The sequence below is a fragment of the Streptomyces sp. NPDC093510 genome, from assembly GCF_040683555.1.
In the GTDB taxonomy this organism is placed as follows: Bacteria; Actinomycetota; Actinomycetes; order Streptomycetales; family Streptomycetaceae; genus Streptomyces.
Genome location: NZ_JBFBEE010000002.1, coordinates 27,652 through 44,650, shown reverse-complemented (window position 1 = coordinate 44,650; position 16,999 = coordinate 27,652). Strand labels below are relative to the sequence as shown.

18 protein-coding genes and 1 pseudogene are annotated in these 16,999 nt (G+C 69.7%); 12 read left to right on the top strand and 7 right to left on the bottom strand.

From position 1 onward, the window contains the following. Window positions 1-12: 12 nt before the first annotated feature. From AB0N81_RS02455 to AB0N81_RS02435, 5 genes and pseudogenes are all read left to right on the top strand, one after another. Window positions 13-197: pseudogene (locus AB0N81_RS02455) on the top strand (ABC transporter ATP-binding protein); the annotation flags it as partial. Window positions 198-553: 356 nt separating this feature from the next. Continuing rightward, on the top strand, window positions 554-778 hold the full coding sequence (locus AB0N81_RS02450) for a hypothetical protein (protein ID WP_365354924.1): 225 nt from the start codon (window positions 554-556) through the stop codon (window positions 776-778). Window positions 779-1,011: 233 nt separating this feature from the next. Further along, the gene (locus AB0N81_RS02445; RefSeq protein ID WP_365354922.1) at window positions 1,012-3,258 is read left to right on the top strand and encodes an RNA degradosome polyphosphate kinase; all 2,247 of its coding nucleotides are present in this window, start codon (window positions 1,012-1,014) and stop codon (window positions 3,256-3,258) included. A gap of 1 nt (window position 3,259) precedes the next feature. After that, complete coding sequence (locus tag AB0N81_RS02440) at window positions 3,260-4,390, top strand: CHAD domain-containing protein (protein WP_365354920.1); 1,131 nt, start codon at window positions 3,260-3,262, stop codon at window positions 4,388-4,390. Next, window positions 4,384-4,827: an NUDIX hydrolase gene (locus AB0N81_RS02435; protein ID WP_365354919.1), complete on the top strand. Its 444-nt coding sequence runs from the start codon at window positions 4,384-4,386 to the stop codon at window positions 4,825-4,827. Before AB0N81_RS02440 ends, AB0N81_RS02435 begins: the two co-directional genes overlap by 7 nt. Here AB0N81_RS02435 and AB0N81_RS02430 read toward each other — a convergent pair. Then, entirely contained in the window at window positions 4,824-4,961 is a 138-nt protein-coding gene (locus AB0N81_RS02430) for a hypothetical protein (protein WP_365354917.1), read from the bottom strand. The two genes, AB0N81_RS02435 and AB0N81_RS02430, sit on opposite strands and share 4 nt — an antisense overlap. Window positions 4,962-5,190: 229 nt before the next feature. Between AB0N81_RS02430 and pstS the strand changes: the two genes are divergently transcribed. The 4 genes from pstS to pstB all read left to right on the top strand — a co-directional run bounded on the left by pstS (window position 5,191) and on the right by pstB (window position 9,352). Continuing rightward, window positions 5,191-6,315, top strand: coding sequence for a phosphate ABC transporter substrate-binding protein PstS (gene pstS / locus AB0N81_RS02425; protein WP_365354916.1), 1,125 nt, complete (start codon window positions 5,191-5,193; stop codon window positions 6,313-6,315). A gap of 113 nt (window positions 6,316-6,428) precedes the next feature. Further along, window positions 6,429-7,451: a phosphate ABC transporter permease subunit PstC gene (gene pstC, locus AB0N81_RS02420; RefSeq protein WP_365354914.1), complete on the top strand. Its 1,023-nt coding sequence runs from the start codon at window positions 6,429-6,431 to the stop codon at window positions 7,449-7,451. Beyond that, window positions 7,448-8,521: a phosphate ABC transporter permease PstA gene (pstA, locus tag AB0N81_RS02415; RefSeq protein ID WP_365354913.1), complete on the top strand. Its 1,074-nt coding sequence runs from the start codon at window positions 7,448-7,450 to the stop codon at window positions 8,519-8,521. The genes pstC and pstA overlap by 4 nt, the downstream gene beginning before the upstream one ends. A 54-nt stretch (window positions 8,522-8,575) precedes the next feature. Further along, on the top strand, window positions 8,576-9,352 hold the full coding sequence (pstB, locus tag AB0N81_RS02410) for a phosphate ABC transporter ATP-binding protein PstB (protein ID WP_365354912.1): 777 nt from the start codon (window positions 8,576-8,578) through the stop codon (window positions 9,350-9,352). A gap of 130 nt (window positions 9,353-9,482) precedes the next feature. On the opposite strand, the gene AB0N81_RS02405 is transcribed toward pstB, so the two are convergent. Both AB0N81_RS02405 and AB0N81_RS02400 read right to left on the bottom strand, forming a co-directional pair. After that, the gene (locus AB0N81_RS02405; protein WP_365354910.1) at window positions 9,483-10,481 is read right to left on the bottom strand and encodes an inorganic phosphate transporter; all 999 of its coding nucleotides are present in this window, start codon (window positions 10,479-10,481) and stop codon (window positions 9,483-9,485) included. A gap of 9 nt (window positions 10,482-10,490) precedes the next feature. Next, complete coding sequence (locus tag AB0N81_RS02400) at window positions 10,491-11,111, bottom strand: DUF47 family protein (RefSeq protein WP_365354908.1); 621 nt, start codon at window positions 11,109-11,111, stop codon at window positions 10,491-10,493. Window positions 11,112-11,338: 227 nt separating this feature from the next. On the opposite strand from AB0N81_RS02400, the gene AB0N81_RS02395 reads away from it, so the two are divergent. Continuing rightward, window positions 11,339-11,698: a metal-sensitive transcriptional regulator gene (locus AB0N81_RS02395; protein WP_365354906.1), complete on the top strand. Its 360-nt coding sequence runs from the start codon at window positions 11,339-11,341 to the stop codon at window positions 11,696-11,698. Between the two features lie 42 nt (window positions 11,699-11,740). Here AB0N81_RS02395 and AB0N81_RS02390 read toward each other — a convergent pair whose 3' ends face one another. Both AB0N81_RS02390 and AB0N81_RS02385 read right to left on the bottom strand, forming a co-directional pair. Beyond that, a complete protein-coding gene (locus tag AB0N81_RS02390; protein WP_365354905.1) occupies window positions 11,741-11,932 on the bottom strand; it encodes a hypothetical protein in 192 nt (63 codons plus the stop codon). A 121-nt stretch (window positions 11,933-12,053) separates the two neighbouring features. Then, window positions 12,054-12,872 carry a hypothetical protein gene (locus tag AB0N81_RS02385; protein ID WP_365354903.1) on the bottom strand — a complete coding sequence of 273 codons (819 nt, stop codon included), beginning with the start codon at window positions 12,870-12,872 and terminating at the stop codon, window positions 12,054-12,056. 113 nt (window positions 12,873-12,985) lie between these two features. Between AB0N81_RS02385 and AB0N81_RS02380 the strand changes: the two genes are divergently transcribed. Both AB0N81_RS02380 and AB0N81_RS02375 read left to right on the top strand, forming a co-directional pair. Next, window positions 12,986-13,141, top strand: a complete 156-nt coding sequence (locus tag AB0N81_RS02380) for a hypothetical protein (RefSeq protein WP_365354902.1) — start codon at window positions 12,986-12,988, stop codon at window positions 13,139-13,141. 85 nt (window positions 13,142-13,226) lie between these two features. Beyond that, window positions 13,227-14,810, top strand: coding sequence for an FAD-binding oxidoreductase (locus AB0N81_RS02375; RefSeq protein WP_365354900.1), 1,584 nt, complete (start codon window positions 13,227-13,229; stop codon window positions 14,808-14,810). 15 nt (window positions 14,811-14,825) lie between these two features. Here the strand turns inward: AB0N81_RS02375 and AB0N81_RS02370 are convergent, their stop codons facing one another. Together AB0N81_RS02370 and AB0N81_RS02365 are read right to left on the bottom strand one after the other, a co-directional pair. Then, entirely contained in the window at window positions 14,826-15,539 is a 714-nt protein-coding gene (locus tag AB0N81_RS02370; protein WP_365354898.1) for a phosphatase PAP2 family protein, read from the bottom strand. Window positions 15,540-15,798: 259 nt separating this feature from the next. Beyond that, window positions 15,799-16,809 (bottom strand): bifunctional lytic transglycosylase/C40 family peptidase, encoded by a 1,011-nt coding sequence (locus AB0N81_RS02365; RefSeq protein WP_365355641.1) that lies wholly within the window; start codon window positions 16,807-16,809, stop codon window positions 15,799-15,801. Window positions 16,810-16,999: the final 190 nt, after the last annotated feature.

Genomic DNA, 16,999 nt, shown 5'->3' with positions numbered 1-16,999 from the left:
GAGTCCTGGGGCGGCGTCGCCACGTACCTGCTCACCCTCGCGGCGGGCCTCGACCGCCCCGCCGAGGGCACGCTCACCGTCCTCGGCGCGAGCCCCGGCGACGCCCGCGAGCGTATCGCGACGTCGCCCAGGACAAGCCGCTCCATCCGCAGCTGACCATCGCGGACACGCTGCGGTTCGGCGCTGAACTCAACCCCGTGTGCGCCGCGCTCGTGGTGACCGGAGTGGTCCTGTTCACCGCGGTCCAGCGCTGGGCGTGGACCACCGGTCCCGGGCTCGAGTACGAGCGGGCGCCCTGGTACGAGCGGGCCATGTACGGCTCCCTGGGCCCCGTCGCCATCGGATACGCCCTGCTGGGCCTCGCCGTCGGCGCCCTCACCGGGCTCCTGGTGCGCCGCACGCTGCCCGCGATGGCGGCCGCCACGGGCGTCACCTCGATCGCGGTCGTCCTGCTGCCGCCGGCCCGCCCCACCTGTGGGCCACCGGAACGACCACCTGGGCACGTACGTATCCCCAGGCCACGCCCGACTTCGGCTACCCGGTGGAACGCGGCATGCTCACCGCCGACGGGAACCGGCTGCCGGAATCGCTGTGCCGGCGCCCCGACCGCGACTCCGACCGGTGCTACGCGGAGCACCAAGTCACCGGCTGGTACAACGACTTCCACCCCTCGTCGCGCTTCTGGCCCCTCCAGCTCGTGGAGACCGGCCTCCTGCTGGTCCTGGCCGCCGCCGTCACCTACGCCGCCTTCCGCCTCCTGCGCCGCCTCGTGGCCTGAACCGCACGGCCCGAACCGTACGATCGGCCGAAGGCTGCACGCTGTAGACGCCTCGGAGCCTTCGGCCGATGTCCCGCACGTCATGTCGCCGTAACCGCTGATTCAGACAGCCTTGCGACGCTCGCTCAATGCAGCCCGCCGCGCCCGACCCCGCCCCGGAGAACGGGAGGCTCCGCCTCACTCCCGCGCTCTCCGACGCGCCCATCGGCGTACCCGCGCGGAACAATGGGTCCATGAGCCAGCAGAACACGCAGGGACGAGTCCAGCACCCCCAGCCTTCCGTGGGTTCCATCGCCGCGCACCGGCCCGCCACCATCGCCGCCACCGTCTCCGACCTGGACCCCGACATCGACGCGGATCTCGACGCGTACGACGAGGACGCCGCGGTCGGCCACGACGGCACCGAACTGCCGCAGGGGCGGTTCCTGGACCGGGAGCGCAGCTGGCTCGCCTTCAACGAAAGAGTGCTGGAACTCGCCGAGGACCCGCACACGCCCCTCCTCGAACGGGCGAATTTCCTGGCGATCTTCGCCTCGAACCTGGACGAGTTCTTCATGGTCCGCGTCGCCGGGCTCAAGCGCCGCATCGCGACCGGCGTCGCCACCCGTTCGGCCTCGGGCCTGCAGCCCCGCGAGGTCCTCGACCTCATCTGGAACCGCTCCCGCGAGCTCATGGCCCGGCACGCCGCCTGCTACCAGGACGACGTCGCGCCCGGCCTCGCCGACGAGGGCATCCAGCTGGTCCGCTGGCACGAGCTGACCGAGAAGGAGCAGTCCCGGCTCTTCACGCTCTTCCGGCAGCAGATCTTCCCCGTCCTGACCCCGCTGGCCGTGGACCCCGCGCACCCCTTCCCGTACATCTCGGGGCTCTCCCTGAACCTCGCCGTGGTCGTGCGCAACCCGGTCTCCGGACACCAGCACTTCGCACGTGTGAAGGTCCCGCCGCTGCTCTCCCGCTTCCTGGAGGCCTCCCCGCAGCGGTACGTCCCCATAGAGGACGTGATCGCCGCGCCCGCGCACCTCCAGGAGCTCTTCCCGGGCATGGAGATCCAGGAGCACCACATGTTCCGGCTCACCAGGAACGAGGACCTGGAGGTCGAGGAGGACGACACCGAGAACCTGCTCCAGGCCCTGGAGAAGGAGCTCATGCGGCGCCGCTTCGGGCCGCCCGTGCGCCTGGAGGTCGAGGAGTCCATCGCCCCGAACGTCCTCAGCCTGCTGGTGCGCGAGCTGAAGATCAGCGAGGCCGAGGTGTACCCGCTGCCGGGCCCGCTCGACCTCACCGGGCTCTTCAGCATCGCCAAGCTGGACCGGCCCGAGCTGAAGTACCCGAAGTTCGTGGCGGGCACCCACCGCGACCTCGCCGAGGTCGAGTCGGCGTCCGCACCCGACATATTCGCGGCTCTTCGCGAACGCGACGTACTCCTGCACCACCCGTACGACTCGTTCTCCACGTCCGTACAGGCCTTCCTGGAGCAGGCGGCTTCCGACCCCGACGTCCTCGCCATCAAGCAGACGCTGTACCGCACCTCGGGCGACTCCCCGATAGTCGACGCGCTGATCGACGCCGCCGAGTCCGGCAAGCAGGTCCTCGTCCTCGTCGAGATCAAGGCCCGCTTCGACGAGCAGGCCAACATCAAGTGGGCCCGCAAGCTGGAGGAGGCCGGCTGCCACGTGGTCTACGGCATCGTCGGCCTGAAGACCCACTGCAAGCTCTCGCTCGTCGTGCGCCAGGAGGGCGACACCCTCATCCGCTACTCGCACGTGGGCACCGGCAACTACCACCCGAAGACCGCCCGCCTCTACGAGGACCTGGGCCTCCTCACCTCCAACGCGGAGGTCGGCGCGGACCTCTCCGACCTCTTCAACCGGCTCTCCGGCTACTCCCGCCGCGAGACCTTCCGCCGGCTGCTCGTGGCCCCCAAGTCCCTGCGCGACGGCCTCGTCTCCCGCATCAACAAGGAGACACAGCACCACAGGGCGGGCCGCCCCGCCTACGTCCGCATCAAGGTCAACTCGATGGTCGACGAGGCGGTCGTCGACGCGCTGTACCGCGCGTCGCAGGCGGGCGTCGAGGTGGACGTGTGGGTGCGCGGCATCTGCGCGGTGCGCCCCGGCGTCGCGGGCCTCTCGGAGAACATCCGGGTACGTTCCGTCCTCGGCCGCTTCCTCGAACACTCCCGTGTCTTCGCCTTCGGAAACGGCGGCGAACCGGAGGTGTGGTTCGGCAGCGCCGACATGATGCACCGCAATCTCGACCGCCGTATCGAGGCGCTGGTCAGGGTCCAGGACCCGGCGCACCGTGCGGCCCTCAGCCGGCTCCTGGAGACCGGCATGTCGGACACCACCGCCTCCTGGCACCTGGGCGCGGACGGCAACTGGACCCGCCACTCGGTGGACCCGGACGGCCAGCCCCTGCGGAACGTACAGGAGATGCTCATAGACGCCCGGAGGCGCCGGCGTGGCACAGCAACACCATGAGATGACGAGTACCGGTACGAACACGGGCACGGGCACTGGTGCCGCGGGCGAGGCCCTCACGGCCTACTTGCAGGACCAGGCCACCGGGTTCCTCCGCTCGCTGCGGCTGCACCGCGAGTCCACGGCGGACGCGCAGGGCGCGGAGGAGTCCCTGGAGGCGGCCTGCGCGCTGCGGCGTGCGGCCCGCCGCATCGGCGGCACCCTGCACACGTTCCGGCCCCTCCTTGACCCGGACTGGTCCTCGTCCCTGCGCCCCGAACTGGCGTGGCTCTCCGGCACGTTGACCCAGGAACACGCGTACGCCACCCGCCTGGACCGCCTCCTGGAAGCCTTGCACCGCCTCTCGGGCCCGCCTCAACTCCCCTCTCCCAGCGAGTCCGTGTGCGCTGTCCCTGCTGCGGGCAGGCGTTCCGCGGGGCGATTGGGGCGTCCCCTGCTCGAGCGCGGCCGAGAGCTCGGGGAAGGGTGGGCACAGCCCACGGTGCCGGGTGCGGTTGACGGGGGCGGTACCCCGCGTGGCCTGGCGGTAGGCGCGGCCAAGGCCGCAGCGCTCCTGGAGCGGCAACTCACGCTCGCCAAGACCCGGGCCCACTCCACCGCCCTGCAAGCCTTCGGCTCCTCCCGCTTCCACGCGGTGGCGGACAACGTGGCCGTACTGGCCAGCGAAGTCCCCCTGAGCGGGACGGCGGGGGACGGCCTCGAACCGCTCGCGGAACAAGCAGCGACCGCCCTGGTGGACGCCGTCGCCACCCTCCCCCTCCACCAGGCCGGCCACCCCTACAACGCGGGCGCCCTCTCCCACGGCCTCGCCCCCACGGACTCCGCCCCGGACGCCCAGGACGCCCCCTGGCTGAAGGTCCGCTCGCTGCTGCGCCTGCACCGGTACGCCCAGGAGGTCCTGGGTCACGCCCACGCGGAGCCCCGTATCGCGGACGCGAGCCACGCCCTGAACGTCCACCGCGAGGCGGCGTCGGCGGCGGCCGCCGCGGCCCACGCGGCGCGGACCCCGCGGATCGCCCCGGCCACGGCGTACGCGCTGGGCGTGCTCCACGCCGACCAGCGCCACGAGGTGGAGGCGGCACGTTTCGCCTTCCAGCAGGCGTGGCTGCGCGAGGAGGCGAGGACATGGTGACGTACGGGGAAGGCGCTCCCGGCGAGGACGTCGTCCGGGCGGCCGGCTGCCTCCTGTGGCGCCCCGCGCCGACCGCACCGCACGGCATCGAACTCGCCCTGGTCCACCGCCCCAAGTGGTCGGACTGGTCCCACCCGAAGGGCAAGCTCGAACCCGGGGAGACGGCGCGGGGCGCGGCCGTGCGCGAAGTGCTGGAAGAGACCGGCATGACGTGCGAGCTCGGCGCGGAACTGCCCACCGCCCGCTACAGGGACGCCCGGGGGCGCCCCAAGGAGGTCCGCTACTGGGCCGCCGAAGCGCTGTCCGGCACCTTCGCCCCCAACTCCGAGGTCTCGGAGCTCCGGTGGCTGTCCCCCGACGCGGCCCGTCGCCAACTGTCGTACGACAGGGACGCCGAACTCGTCACGGACCTGCTGGCCGCACTCACCGCGTCCTAGAGGGCCGCGCCCTGGCCCTCCGCGTCCTGAGCCTTCCGCTCGCGGAGGGCCTTGCAGAACTCCAGGCAGATCCAGACGCCCACACCGGCGACGGTGAGCAGGACAGCCACGCCCAGGAGGAACGGGTGGATCATGCGCTGATCGTATCCCGCGTGCTGGACCAGCCCCATTCACTCTGCGTAGTCTGGGCGTTACGTTTTGTAGCGCATTGTCTAACCGGGCCGACCGCCGAGGTTCACCCGCCGTTCACTCGCGTCCATCGGCCGCTTCACTTGCCCTGCCTAATTTCGGCCTTACAACACGACGTAAGTCATCGCACGCCGCCAGCAAAGGGTCGGCGGCTCCCGGAAGGAAGACCCGAAAGTGAAGCTTCAGCGCAAGAACCGGCTCCGCGCCCTCTCCCTCGGCGCCCTCGCCGTCTCCGGCGCCCTGGCCCTCACGGCGTGCGGCTCCGACGACACGAGCTCGGGCGATGGCGGCAAGGAGACGAACGCCAACGCCAACATCAAGTGTGACGACGCCAAGGGCCGGCTCGCGGCCTCCGGCTCGTCCGCGCAGAAGAACGCGATCGACGCCTGGCGGAAGGTCTACACGACCAACTGCAAGGACGTGCAGCTGAACTACAACCCGACGGGTTCGGGTGCGGGCATCACCGCGTTCATGCAGGGCCAGACCGCGTTCGCCGGTTCGGACTCGGCGCTGAAGCCCGAGGAGATCGAGAAGTCGAAGAAGGTCTGCAGCAACAGCCAGGCCATCGGTCTGCCGATGGTCGGCGGCCCGATCGCCATCGGCTTCAACGTCCCCGGCGTCGACAAGCTGAACCTCGACGCCAAGACCCTGGCCGACATCTTCAACAACAAGATCAAGAACTGGGACGACAAGGCGATCGAGAAGCTCAACCCCGACGCCAAGCTCCCCAGCACCAAGGTCCAGGCGTTCCACCGCTCCGACGAGTCGGGCACGACGGACAACTTCACCAAGTACCTGAAGGGCGCCGCGCCGAGCGCCTGGCCTTACGAGCCGGGCAAGTCGTGGGAGCCCAAGGGCGGCCAGTCCGCGAACGGCTCCGCCGGTGTCGCGGGCCAGGTCAAGCAGACCCCGGGCGCCATCTCGTACTTCGAGCTCTCCTACGCCGGTGAGGGCGTCAAGACCGTCGACCTGAAGACCGAGGCCAAGGAGCCGGTGAAGGCCACCGTCGACAACGCCTCCAAGGCCATCGCCGAGGCGAAGGTCGTCGGCAAGGGCAAGGACCTGTCCCTGAAGCTGAACTACAAGCCGACCGCCGAGGGCGCCTACCCGATCACCCTGGTGACGTACGAGGTCGTCTGCGAGAAGGGCAACAAGGCCGACACGCTCGCCGCCACGAAGTCCTTCCTGACCTACATCGCCAGCGAGGACGGCCAGAACGTCCTCAAGGAGAACGACTACGCGCCGATCCCGGCCGAGATCATCTCCAAGGTCCGCACCACCGTCGCGGGCCTGAGCTAGCTGAACCGAGTGCGGCCGGCCCCGCAAGGCCGGGCCGGCCGCACCGTCCGGTGCACCGCCGCCACGGAGCGCCTGCGACACCCGCACGGCGCCTCCGCAGACCGGAGAACCCCATGGACATACCAAGCAATACGACCGCACCCCCGCCCGTCGACGACGTGAAGCCGACGGCCCCGGTGAGCAAGGCAGCCGCCCGCGGCGCCACCCGCCCCGGTGACAAGATCTTCCTCGGCCTCTCCCGCGGCTCCGGGATCGTGCTCCTCGTGATCATGGCCGCCATCGCGGCGTTCCTCACGTACCGCACGGTCCTCGCCCTCGCCGACAACACGGGCAACTTCCTCACCACGTTCGAGTGGGACCCGGCCGGCCTCAGCACCGGGGGCAAGCCGTACTTCGGCATCGCCGTCCTGGTCTTCGGCACCGTGGTCAGCTCGATCATCGCCCTGTTGATCGCGGTCCCCGTCGCCATCGGCATCGCGCTCTTCATCTCGCACTACGCGCCGCGCAAGCTGGCCTCCCCCATCGCCTACGTGATCGACCTGCTGGCCGCCGTGCCCTCGATCGTGTACGGCCTGTGGGGCGCCCTCGTGGTCGCGCCCAACCTCACCGGCTTCTACAGCTGGCTCGACGACTACCTCGGCTGGACCGGCGTCTTCGAGTACGAGGGCGGCGCCCCGCGCTCCCTGATGACCGTCGGAATCCTCCTCGCGATCATGATCCTGCCGATCATCACGAACGTGAGCCGCGAGGTATTCCTCCAGGTTCCGAAGATGCACGAGGAGGCCGCGCTGGCCCTCGGCGCCACGCGCTGGGAGGTCATCCGCATGTCGGTGCTGCCCTTCGGCCGCTCCGGCATCATCTCCGCCTCGATGCTGGGCCTCGGCCGCGCGCTCGGCGAGACGATCGCCGTCGCCACCGTGCTCTCCCCGAACTTCCTCATCAACGCGTCCGTGCTCGACTACGGCGGCGGCACCTTCGCGCAGAACATCGCCAGCAAGTTCAACGAGGCCAGTGAGTACGGCCAGGACGCGCTCATCGCCTCCGGCCTGGTGCTCTTCGTCATCACACTGCTGGTCAACGGCGCGGCCCGCCTGATCATCGCGCGCCGCAAGGAGTACTCGGGGGCCAACGCATGAGCACCACGACACCCACCCCGCCCGCGCCGCTCACCAAGCGGCCGTCCACCCTCAAGGCCGCGACGCTGCCCCGCTGGTCCCCGCCGGCCATCGCCGCGGCATCGGCCGCCGTCGCGGTCGGCATCGGTCTCGGGGCCGGCCTGGACAGCCGCATCCAGTGGGGCCTGATCGCCGCCATCCTGTTCATCGTCGGGTCGTACGTCCTCGCGGTGGCCGTCGAGGGCGGCCGGCAGGCCAAGGACCGCCTCGCCACCTCGATGGTGTGGGTCATGTTCCTGCTCGCCGTCATCCCGCTGGCCTCGCTGATCTACGAGACCGTGCAACGCGGCGTCAAGGTCTTCGACGTCTACTTCCTGACCCACTCCATGGGCGTCGTCGCCGACGAGGACACCGGCGGCGGCATCTACCACGCGATCATCGGCACCCTGGAGCAGGTGCTCCTGGCCTCCGTGATCGCCGTGCCGATCGGCCTGCTCACCGCCGTCTACCTCGTCGAGTACGGGCGCGGGAAGCTCGCCAAGACCGTCACGTTCTTCGTCGACGTCATGACCGGCATCCCCTCCATCGTCGCGGGCCTCTTCGTCCTCAGCTTCTGGATCCTGATCCTCGGCTTCGACTTCTCCGGCTGGGCCGGCGCCATGGCGCTCGCCATCCTGATGATGCCGGTGATCGTGCGCTCCACCGAGGAGATGCTCAAGCTCGTCCCGAACGAGCTGCGCGAGGCCTCTCTCGCCCTCGGCGTGCCGAAGTGGCGGACCATCCTCAAGGTCGTCCTGCCCACCGCGATCGGCGGCATCACCACGGGCGTCATGCTCTCGGTGGCCCGCATCGCCGGCGAGACCGCGCCGGTCCTGCTCCTGGTCTGGGTGAACCCCCTGATCAACACGAACCCGTTCGACGGGGCGCAGGGCTCGCTGCCGCTGTACATCTACCAGCAGTACGCGGCCGGCACCGACGCGTCGTACGACCGCGCCTGGGGCGCGGCCCTCGCCCTCATCGGCTTCATCATGATCCTCAACCTGGCGGCACGCGGCGTAGCCCGCTGGAAGGCCCCCAAGACGGGCCGCTGAGCGGCCAATCAGCGACCCTCTCGCACCGAAGACCCGAAAGAAGCAGTGATCCCCATGGCCAAGCGAATCGACGTATCGGGCCTGACCGCCTATTACGGCTCCCACAAGGCGATCGACGACATCTCGATGACCGTGGAGCCCCGCTCCGTGACGGCCTTCATCGGCCCGTCCGGCTGCGGCAAGTCCACGTTCCTGCGCACCCTGAACCGCATGCACGAGGTCACCCCCGGCGGCCGCGTCGAGGGCAAGGTGCTCCTGGACGACGAGGACCTGTACGGCAGCGGCGTGGACCCGGTGAACGTGCGCCGCACGGTCGGCATGGTCTTCCAGCGCCCGAACCCGTTCCCCACCATGTCGATCTTCGACAACGTGGCGGCGGGCCTGAAGCTCAACGGCTCGTACAAGAAGTCCGAACTGAACGACGTCGTCGAGAAGTCCCTCAAGGGCGCGAACCTCTGGAACGAGGTCAAGGACCGCCTCAACAAGCCCGGCTCGGGCCTCTCCGGCGGTCAGCAGCAGCGTCTGTGCATCGCGCGGGCCATCGCGGTCGAGCCCGACGTGCTCCTCATGGACGAGCCGTGCTCGGCCCTCGACCCGATCTCGACCCTCGCCATCGAGGACCTGATCGGCGAGCTGAAGGAGCGCTTCACGATCGTCATCGTGACGCACAACATGCAGCAGGCGGCCCGTGTCTCGGACCGCACCGCGTTCTTCAACCTGGCCGCCGTCGGCCAGCCCGGCAAGCTCGTCGAGATCGACGACACGGAGCGGATCTTCTCCAACCCGTCGGTGCAGGCGACCGAGGACTACATCTCGGGCCGCTTCGGCTAGGCCCCCCGACTCCCCGCGGTGCTGCATGGCGGTGCCACCGCAGGGACAACAAGAGAGGCCCGCCCCTGGCTCCCGGGGGCGGGCCTCTCCTATGTGTTCTGGGCTCTTCTGTGTTCTGTGCTCTGCGGGGCTACAAGAACGCGAGGTTCACGATCCAGAAGCTCACCGCGGCCACCAGCGCCGCCGCCGGCATCGTGATGAACCAGCCCAGGATGATGTTCTTGGCGACACCCCACCGCACCGCGTTCACCCGCTTCGTCGCGCCGACGCCCATGATCGCGGACGTGATGACGTGAGTCGTCGAGATCGGCGCGTGGAACATGAACGCCGTGGTGAACATGATGCCCGCGCCGGTCGTCTCCGCGGCGAAGCCCTGCGGCGGGTCCAGCTCGATGATCTTGCGGCCGAGGGTCCGCATGATGCGCCAGCCGCCCGCGTACGTACCGGCCGAGAGCATCAGCGCACAGGCGATCTTGACCCAGATCGGGATGGGCGCGTCCGCGCTCTGCACGTCGGAGATGACGAGGGCCATCACCACGATGCCCATCGTCTTCTGCGCGTCCTGCAGACCGTGACCGAGGGCCATACCGGCCGCGGACACCGTCTGCGCGATGCGGAAGCCGCGCTTGGCCTTGTGCGGGTTGGACTTGCGGAACATCCACATGATCGCGCACATCACCAGATAACCGGCGATGAGGCCGACCACCGGCGACAGGAACATCGGGATGACGATCTTGTCGACGACCCCGGACCAGATGACCCCGATCCCGCCGGCGAGCGCCGCGCCGACCATGCCGCCGAACAGCGCGTGCGACGACGACGAGGGCAGTCCGAAGTACCAGGTGACGAGGTTCCACACGATCGCACCGATCAGGGCTGCGAAGAGGATCCACATGCCCTTGTCGCCGTGCGGGGTCTCGATGATCCCCTCACTGACGGTCTTGGCGACCCCGCTGCCCATGAAGGCACCGGCGAGGTTCATCACCGCGGCCATGGCGAGCGCCGCGCGGGGCGTCAGCGCACGGGTGGAGACGGATGTGGCGATGGCGTTCGCCGAGTCGTGAAAGCCGTTCGTGTACGTGAAACCGAGCGCGACGCCGATCGTCACGATCAAAGCAAAGGTGTCCATGGCTAGGCCTCAGGACTCCTTGACCGCGATGGTCTCCACAGTGTTCGCCACGTGCTCGAAGGCGTCGGCGGCCTCTTCGAGGACGTCCACGATCTGCTTGAGCTTCAGCACCTCGATGGCGTCGTACTTGCCGTTGAAGAGCTGCGCGAGGAGCTTGCGGTGGATCTGGTCGGCCTGGTTCTCCAGACGGTTGACCTCGATCCAGTACTCGGTGAGGTTGGACATCGTCCGCAGATTGGGCATCGCCTCCGCCGTGAGTTCGGCGGCTCGCGCGAGCACCTCGATCTGCTGCTCGACGCCCTTGGGGAGCTCTTCGACCTGGTAAAGGACGACCAGGTCGACGGCCTCCTCCATGAAGTCCATGATGTCGTCCAGGGACGACGCGAGGTTGTAGATGTCCTCGCGGTCGAACGGCGTGATGAACGAGGAGTTCAGCTGGTGGAAGATCGCATGCGTCGCGTCGTCTCCCGCGTGTTCCGCGGCCCGCATACGCTCTGCGATCTCGGCCCGCGCGGAAGAGTCCGCTCCGAGCAGTTCCATGAGGAGCTTCGAGCCCGTGACGATGTTGTCCGCGGATGCGGCGAACATGTCGTAGAAACTCGTCTCCCTCGGGGTCAGACGAAAGCGCACGTGGGGTCCTCGGGGTGCTCTGGATGCGGTCAGGCTGATGCTAGGCGCATCATCCGGCCACGGCTAACCGGCCGCCCCCCAGTGTCGCCCATCAGGCACAGTGATCAGCACACCCCCCGAGAAATCGGCTAACATATACCCACCCGGGGTATATGGTCCCGCAGAATCGCGGGAAGGTCCGACGGGGAGCCCCGTAACCCCCGCAGGAAGACCAGGAGGAGGACGCGATGACGACCACCGAGGCGGCCGACGCGGCCGTGCCGACCCCGGAGGCGCCCGCAGCGCCCACCGACCACGATCGCGGGGTGCACGGGTACCACAAGCAGAAGGACGAACACCTCAAGCGCCTGCGCCGCATCGAGGGCCAGATCCGCGGCCTGCAGCGCATGGTCGAGGAGGACGTCTACTGCATCGACATACTCACGCAGGTCTCCGCGAGCACCAAGGCCCTGCAGTCCTTCGCGCTCCAGCTCCTGGAGGAGCACCTGCGGCACTGCGTGGCCGACGCCGCGGTCAAGGGCGGCCAGGAGATCGACGCGAAGGTCGAAGAGGCCACGAAGGCCATCGCGCGCATGATGCGTACGTGATCGCTGCGGCCCGCGCCGCCGAGGGGACCCGGGCGGGTCCCCTCAGCGGCGGTCGTCGCCGGGGCCGCCGCCCTCTCGCGCGTCGGCCACCTTCAGAACCTCGTCGATCCGGTCGACGCTCAGGCGCTCGGCCGCCGCACTCGCCGCGATGATGAGGTCGCCGCACAGTTCGATCTCGGCGAGGGCGACGTGGTCCTGAACCGCCGTACCGCCACGCATCGGAGCCACGTTCATCACCTCTTCCTGAACCGCGTATCCGCTGACCCGTGCCCGCCGATCGCCGACTTCCCAGGGTAGGGAGCGGTCTACGCACCGCGCATGGCACGGACGGACCATTTCCACCAGTCGTACGCGACTACTGCTCGGCAATCTTCCCGGCGAAGATGTCCTTCTCGGCCGGAAGCAGCACCCTCGCGGGCACCCCGAAGTCGTAGAGCAGTGTGGTCGATGCCACGTTCGCCTCGGCCACGGTGAACTGCTGCCGCAGCTTCCGCACCCGCCCCCGCTCGTCGAGGTAGACGTCGAAGGGCACGCTCCCCCTGCTGAACCCTTTCGCCGACGCGACCCCCAGCGCACCGCGCTGACCTGCGGAAGCCGCCCGCGCCGCGGCCCGAAGGCCGGCGATCCCGCGGTAGTGCCGCACCTCCGTCCCCCCGACCCTCTCCTCCCCCACCAGCCTCACCTTCCGCGCCCCTCGCAGCAGTTCCGCCGCCGCGAGAGGGTCCGTGGCGCCGCCGGTGACGAGATTGCCGTCGGAGAGCGAACGTGTCTCGATCCGCACCCACTTGTCGGCGGGCACCCCTGCCCCGCGGTTCTTCATGTAGAGCGCGCCCGGGGCCATCAGCTCGGTGATGGGCCGGTGCTCGTCGGCCCCCGCCGGATCGCGCGGCAGCACCACCTCGAACCGGCCCAGCTGGCGCCGGTAGTCGTAGACGCCCTTGCCGCGGATGGTGACGCGCGTACCGCCGCTGGCCATCTCCATGGACGTGCTCGCCTTCGAACTTCCCGCACGCACCAGTGAGTCGGCGGACCGCCGCACCACGTCGCCGGGGTCGCCCGCGCCGCTGCCGTCGGCGGCCGCTCCCGTGGGCGAACACCCGGCGGTGAGGGCCATCAGTCCCAACGCGGCGACCACGGCGGCCGCTCCACCCGTACGCCTGTGCCGATGCACCATCGCCTGTGTACCCCCAAGCGTCTTCCGCGCCTGCACGTTCCCCCGTCGTTCCGATAACGACCGGTACGTTGACCCGTCACGCGAGCGTCACCCGGGGTCGGTACGGTGACCGCGTGGCCGATGAGCATGTCCCCGCACCCCATCGCACGACGACCGTCGAGAAAGGCCGCTTCATCGCGGCCCACTGCACCTGCGGCTGGCGCGGCCCGGCCCGGCGGGCCCGCAGCAAGGCGCGTACGGACGCGGCCGAACACGAAGAGGCTCCCTGAACCTCCGCACGGCCCCACGCCCCTCCGGGCGGAACCCCGGCGCCCCGCACACCGTCTCGTTCTCCGGGAAGCAACAGGAGGCGGCATGGAACGGCGTACGTTCATCGGTACAACGGCGGCCACGCTCGCCGCGGCCACGGCCGCGGGCTGCAGCGGCGGCTCCGGCGGCAGCGGGGCGGGCGGCACGGCGTCGCGGGGCGGCAGCGGCGGCAGTTCCAGCGGCACTCCCATCAGAACGTCGAGCGCCGCGGCCTCCGCCCCCGCGTCCCTCAAGGCCCTCGCCCGCGACATGGACGGCACCCTCGTCCAGCCCGGCGAGGCCAAGTGGGCGGCGGCCCGCCAGCTGTACAACACGCGCTACGACGACCTGAAGCCCACCGCCGTCGCGTACGTCGCGCACCCGGACGACATCCGCACCGCCCTCGCGTACGCCCGCGCCCACCGCACACCGGTCGCGATACGTAACGGCGGCCACTCGTACGCGGGTTGGTCCTCCGGCAACGGGCGGCTGATCATCGACGTGTCGAAGCTGAGCAAGATACGCGCGAGCGGCGGCACCGCCACCATCGGCGGCGGCGCCAAGCTCATCGACGTCTACCGCTCGCTCGCCGCGAAGGGTGTCACCATCCCGGCGGGCTCCTGCCCGACCGTCGGCATATCGGGGCTCACCCTCGGCGGCGGCCACGGCGTGGTGTCGCGGGCGTACGGCCTGACCTGCGACAGCCTCACCTCCGCCAAGCTGATCACGGCCGACGGCAAGGAACTCATGGCCTCCAAGTCCGAGAACAAGGACCTGTTCTGGGCGCTGCGCGGCGCGGGCAACGGCAACTTCGGCATCGTCACCGAACTCGGCTTCCGCACGCACGCCGCACCCCAGGGCGTCTCCGCGTACATGACCTGGCCCTGGTCGAAGGCGGCGGCGGTCATCAAGGCCTGGCAGGCGTGGGGTCCCGACCAGCCGGACGAGATCTGGTCGTCCGCGCACCTGGCGAACACCCCGGGCGGCACCCCGACCGTGTCCGTCGCCTGCTTCTCCCTCGGCACGTACGGCGAGCTGCAGAACGCCGTCGACCGCCTCGCCGACAAGATCGGCGCCCCCGCGCGCAGCGTCTCGCTCAAGCGGCGTACGTACGAGGAGGCGATGGAGGTGTACGCGGGCTGCTCGTCCTTCGCGTCGGACGCCCAGTGCCACCTCCCCGGCACGACCCCGGGCCGCAGCCCGCAGGGCGCCCTCAACCGCGAGACGTACGCGGCGAGTTCGGACTTCTTCGACCGCTCCCTCTCGGCGGCGGGCATCCGCGCGCTGCTCTCGCAGATCGAGAACGTGACGGGCGCGAGCGCGGGCAGCATCGCGCTCACCGCGCTCGGCGGCGCGATCAACCGCGTCGACCCGACGGCGACGGCCTTCGTGCACCGCCGCTCGCGGATGCTTGCGCAGTACATCGCGTCGTGGCGCCCCGGCACGTCGGGCAAGCCGGCCCAGGCCTGGCTGAAAAAGGCCCACACGGCGATGGGGCGGTACGCGTCAGGCGCTGCGTACCAGAACTACACGGACTCGACGCTGACGAACTGGCGCGAGGCGTACTACGGGGACGCGGCGCCGCGCCTGAAGAAGCTGAAGAAGCAGTACGACCCGAAGAGGTTCTTCGACTTCCCGCAGGCGCTGTAGGGGTTCGGGCGTGCGCTACGCGGCGAGGTCCCGCTCGTCGGGGTCCGCCGACGCGCCCGAGGGCGACGCCGTCCCGTTCAGCGGCGCGGCCACGGGCCCGACTTTCCGGTCCCACACCAGCCGGCCCACGCGCCCGGACCGCCCGATCATCTTGGTGAGCGGCGTCAGCAGCGCCATGGCGAGCGGCGAGAGGAGCAGGGCGACGGCGGTGCCGAGCGCGAAACCGCCGACGACATCCGTCGGGTAGTGGACGCCCATGTAGACCCGGCAGAAGCCCTCCAGGGCGGCCAGGCCGAGGCCGGCGAGCCCGAACTTCCGGTTGGCGACGAAGAGCCCGGCGCCGATGGCCATGGCGAGCGTCGCGTGGTCGCTGACGAAGGAGTAGTCGGTCTTGCCGTCCACCAGGAGCTCGATGCCGCGGTGGTCGCGGAACGGGCGCGGCCGCTCCACGAAGCCGCGGATGGGGATGTTGACCAGGACGGCGATGCCGGCGGCGAGCGGCGCCCAGACGACGGCGGCGACCGACGACGCGGCCTCGTCGAGCGTGCCGCGCCTGCGCTGGCCCCACCAGCACCACACCACGAGGAGCACGAGGGCGAGCAACAGCCCGTACTCCCCGACGAAGGCCATGGTGCTGTCGAACCAGGACGGGGAGTCCTTCGCGAGGCCGTTGATGTCGTAGAGCAGGCTGACATCGGGGTTCGACCCGGATTCATCGAGTCCAGCCATGGCGCTGCGGCCCCTTGTCTCCTAGCCCACGGGCGCACCTTTCTGTGCACCCTTCCCATCAACCCCCGTTGTCGGTCCAGTCAAGGGAACGCCCACTCCCCCGTCCTACGTTCCACCCTCCACCGAAAGATCACTCAGACGTTACCGAAGAGTGATGCATCGCTGCAGCTCAGAGGAGTGTTCTGACGGAGAGTTCAAGCCACATCACACCGTGCGTACGCCCCCACGCGCCCCCGTACGCCATCCGTCCCGGCCGCTCTCAGACCTGTGTCGGCTCGGGCGGCACGGCCTTGGCCCCGTCCTCGGTGACACGAGTCGCGCCAAAATAGTCCGGGGTGTCGATCGGATCGAACCGGATCACGGCACCCGCCCGCGGGGCGTTGATCATGTAGCCCCCGCCCACGTAGATCCCGACGTGCCGGATGGCGCGCGAGTTCGTGAGGTCGTCCGAGAAGAAGACCAGGTCCCCGGGGAGCAGCTCGTCGCGTTTCGGGTGCGGTCCCGCGTTGTACTGGTCGTTGGCGACGCGCGGCAGCGTGATGCCGACGGAGCGGTACGCGGCGAGGGTGAGCCCGGAGCAGTCGAAGCGGCCGTTCTGTTCGGCGGTGCCGTTGCCGCCCCACAGGTAGAGGGTGCCGAGCTTCTTCTGCGCGTAGTAGATGGCCCCGGCGGCCTGCCGCGACGGCTCCACGCGCCCGACGGGCCGGGCGAAGCTCTTCGACAGGTCGGTGATGGTCTTCACGTAGTTCTGGGTCTCGCGATAGGGCGGCACCCCGCCGTACTTGATGACGGCGTACGCCCCCGCGTTGTACGCGGCGAGCATGTTCTTCGTCGGATTCCCCGGGGCGTCCTTCACGTACCCGGCGAGCTTGCAGTCGTACGAGGCGGCCGACGGGATGGCGTCCTTGGGGTCCCAGACGTCCCGGTCCCCGTCCTTGTCGCCGTCGACGCCGTGCGCGGCCCAGGTCCCCGGAATGAACTGCGCTATCCCCTGGGCGCTCGCCGGGCTCTGGGCCCGCGGATTGAACCCGCTCTCCTGATAGAGCTGGGCGGCGAGCAGCGCGGGGTTGATGGCCTTGCAGAGGTTGCCCCACTTCTGCACGAGGGGCTGATAGGTGGCGGGCACGGCCCCCTTGGCGAGCCCCACGGACCCGCCGCTCCCGCCGCTCGCGATGCTCCCGGCCGCCATGTACGTCCCGAAGACGAGCAGCGCGATGAAACTGAGGGCACCGCCGATCCCGACGGACGCGACCAGCCACGCCTTACGCACCGTCAACCACCCCTCAGCCGCCGGTAGTCCACCGGCGCTAAGTGTAGAGGCCGCATGCGACATCGAGGGGAGCCACCGCACATCGGACAAGGAACACCGACGCTCGGTATGAACCCATATGAGACACCATTCGGCGAACCTCCCATTGGAGCCGCCCAGCCCTCATCGATAGCTTGGTTCACTCCAGCGA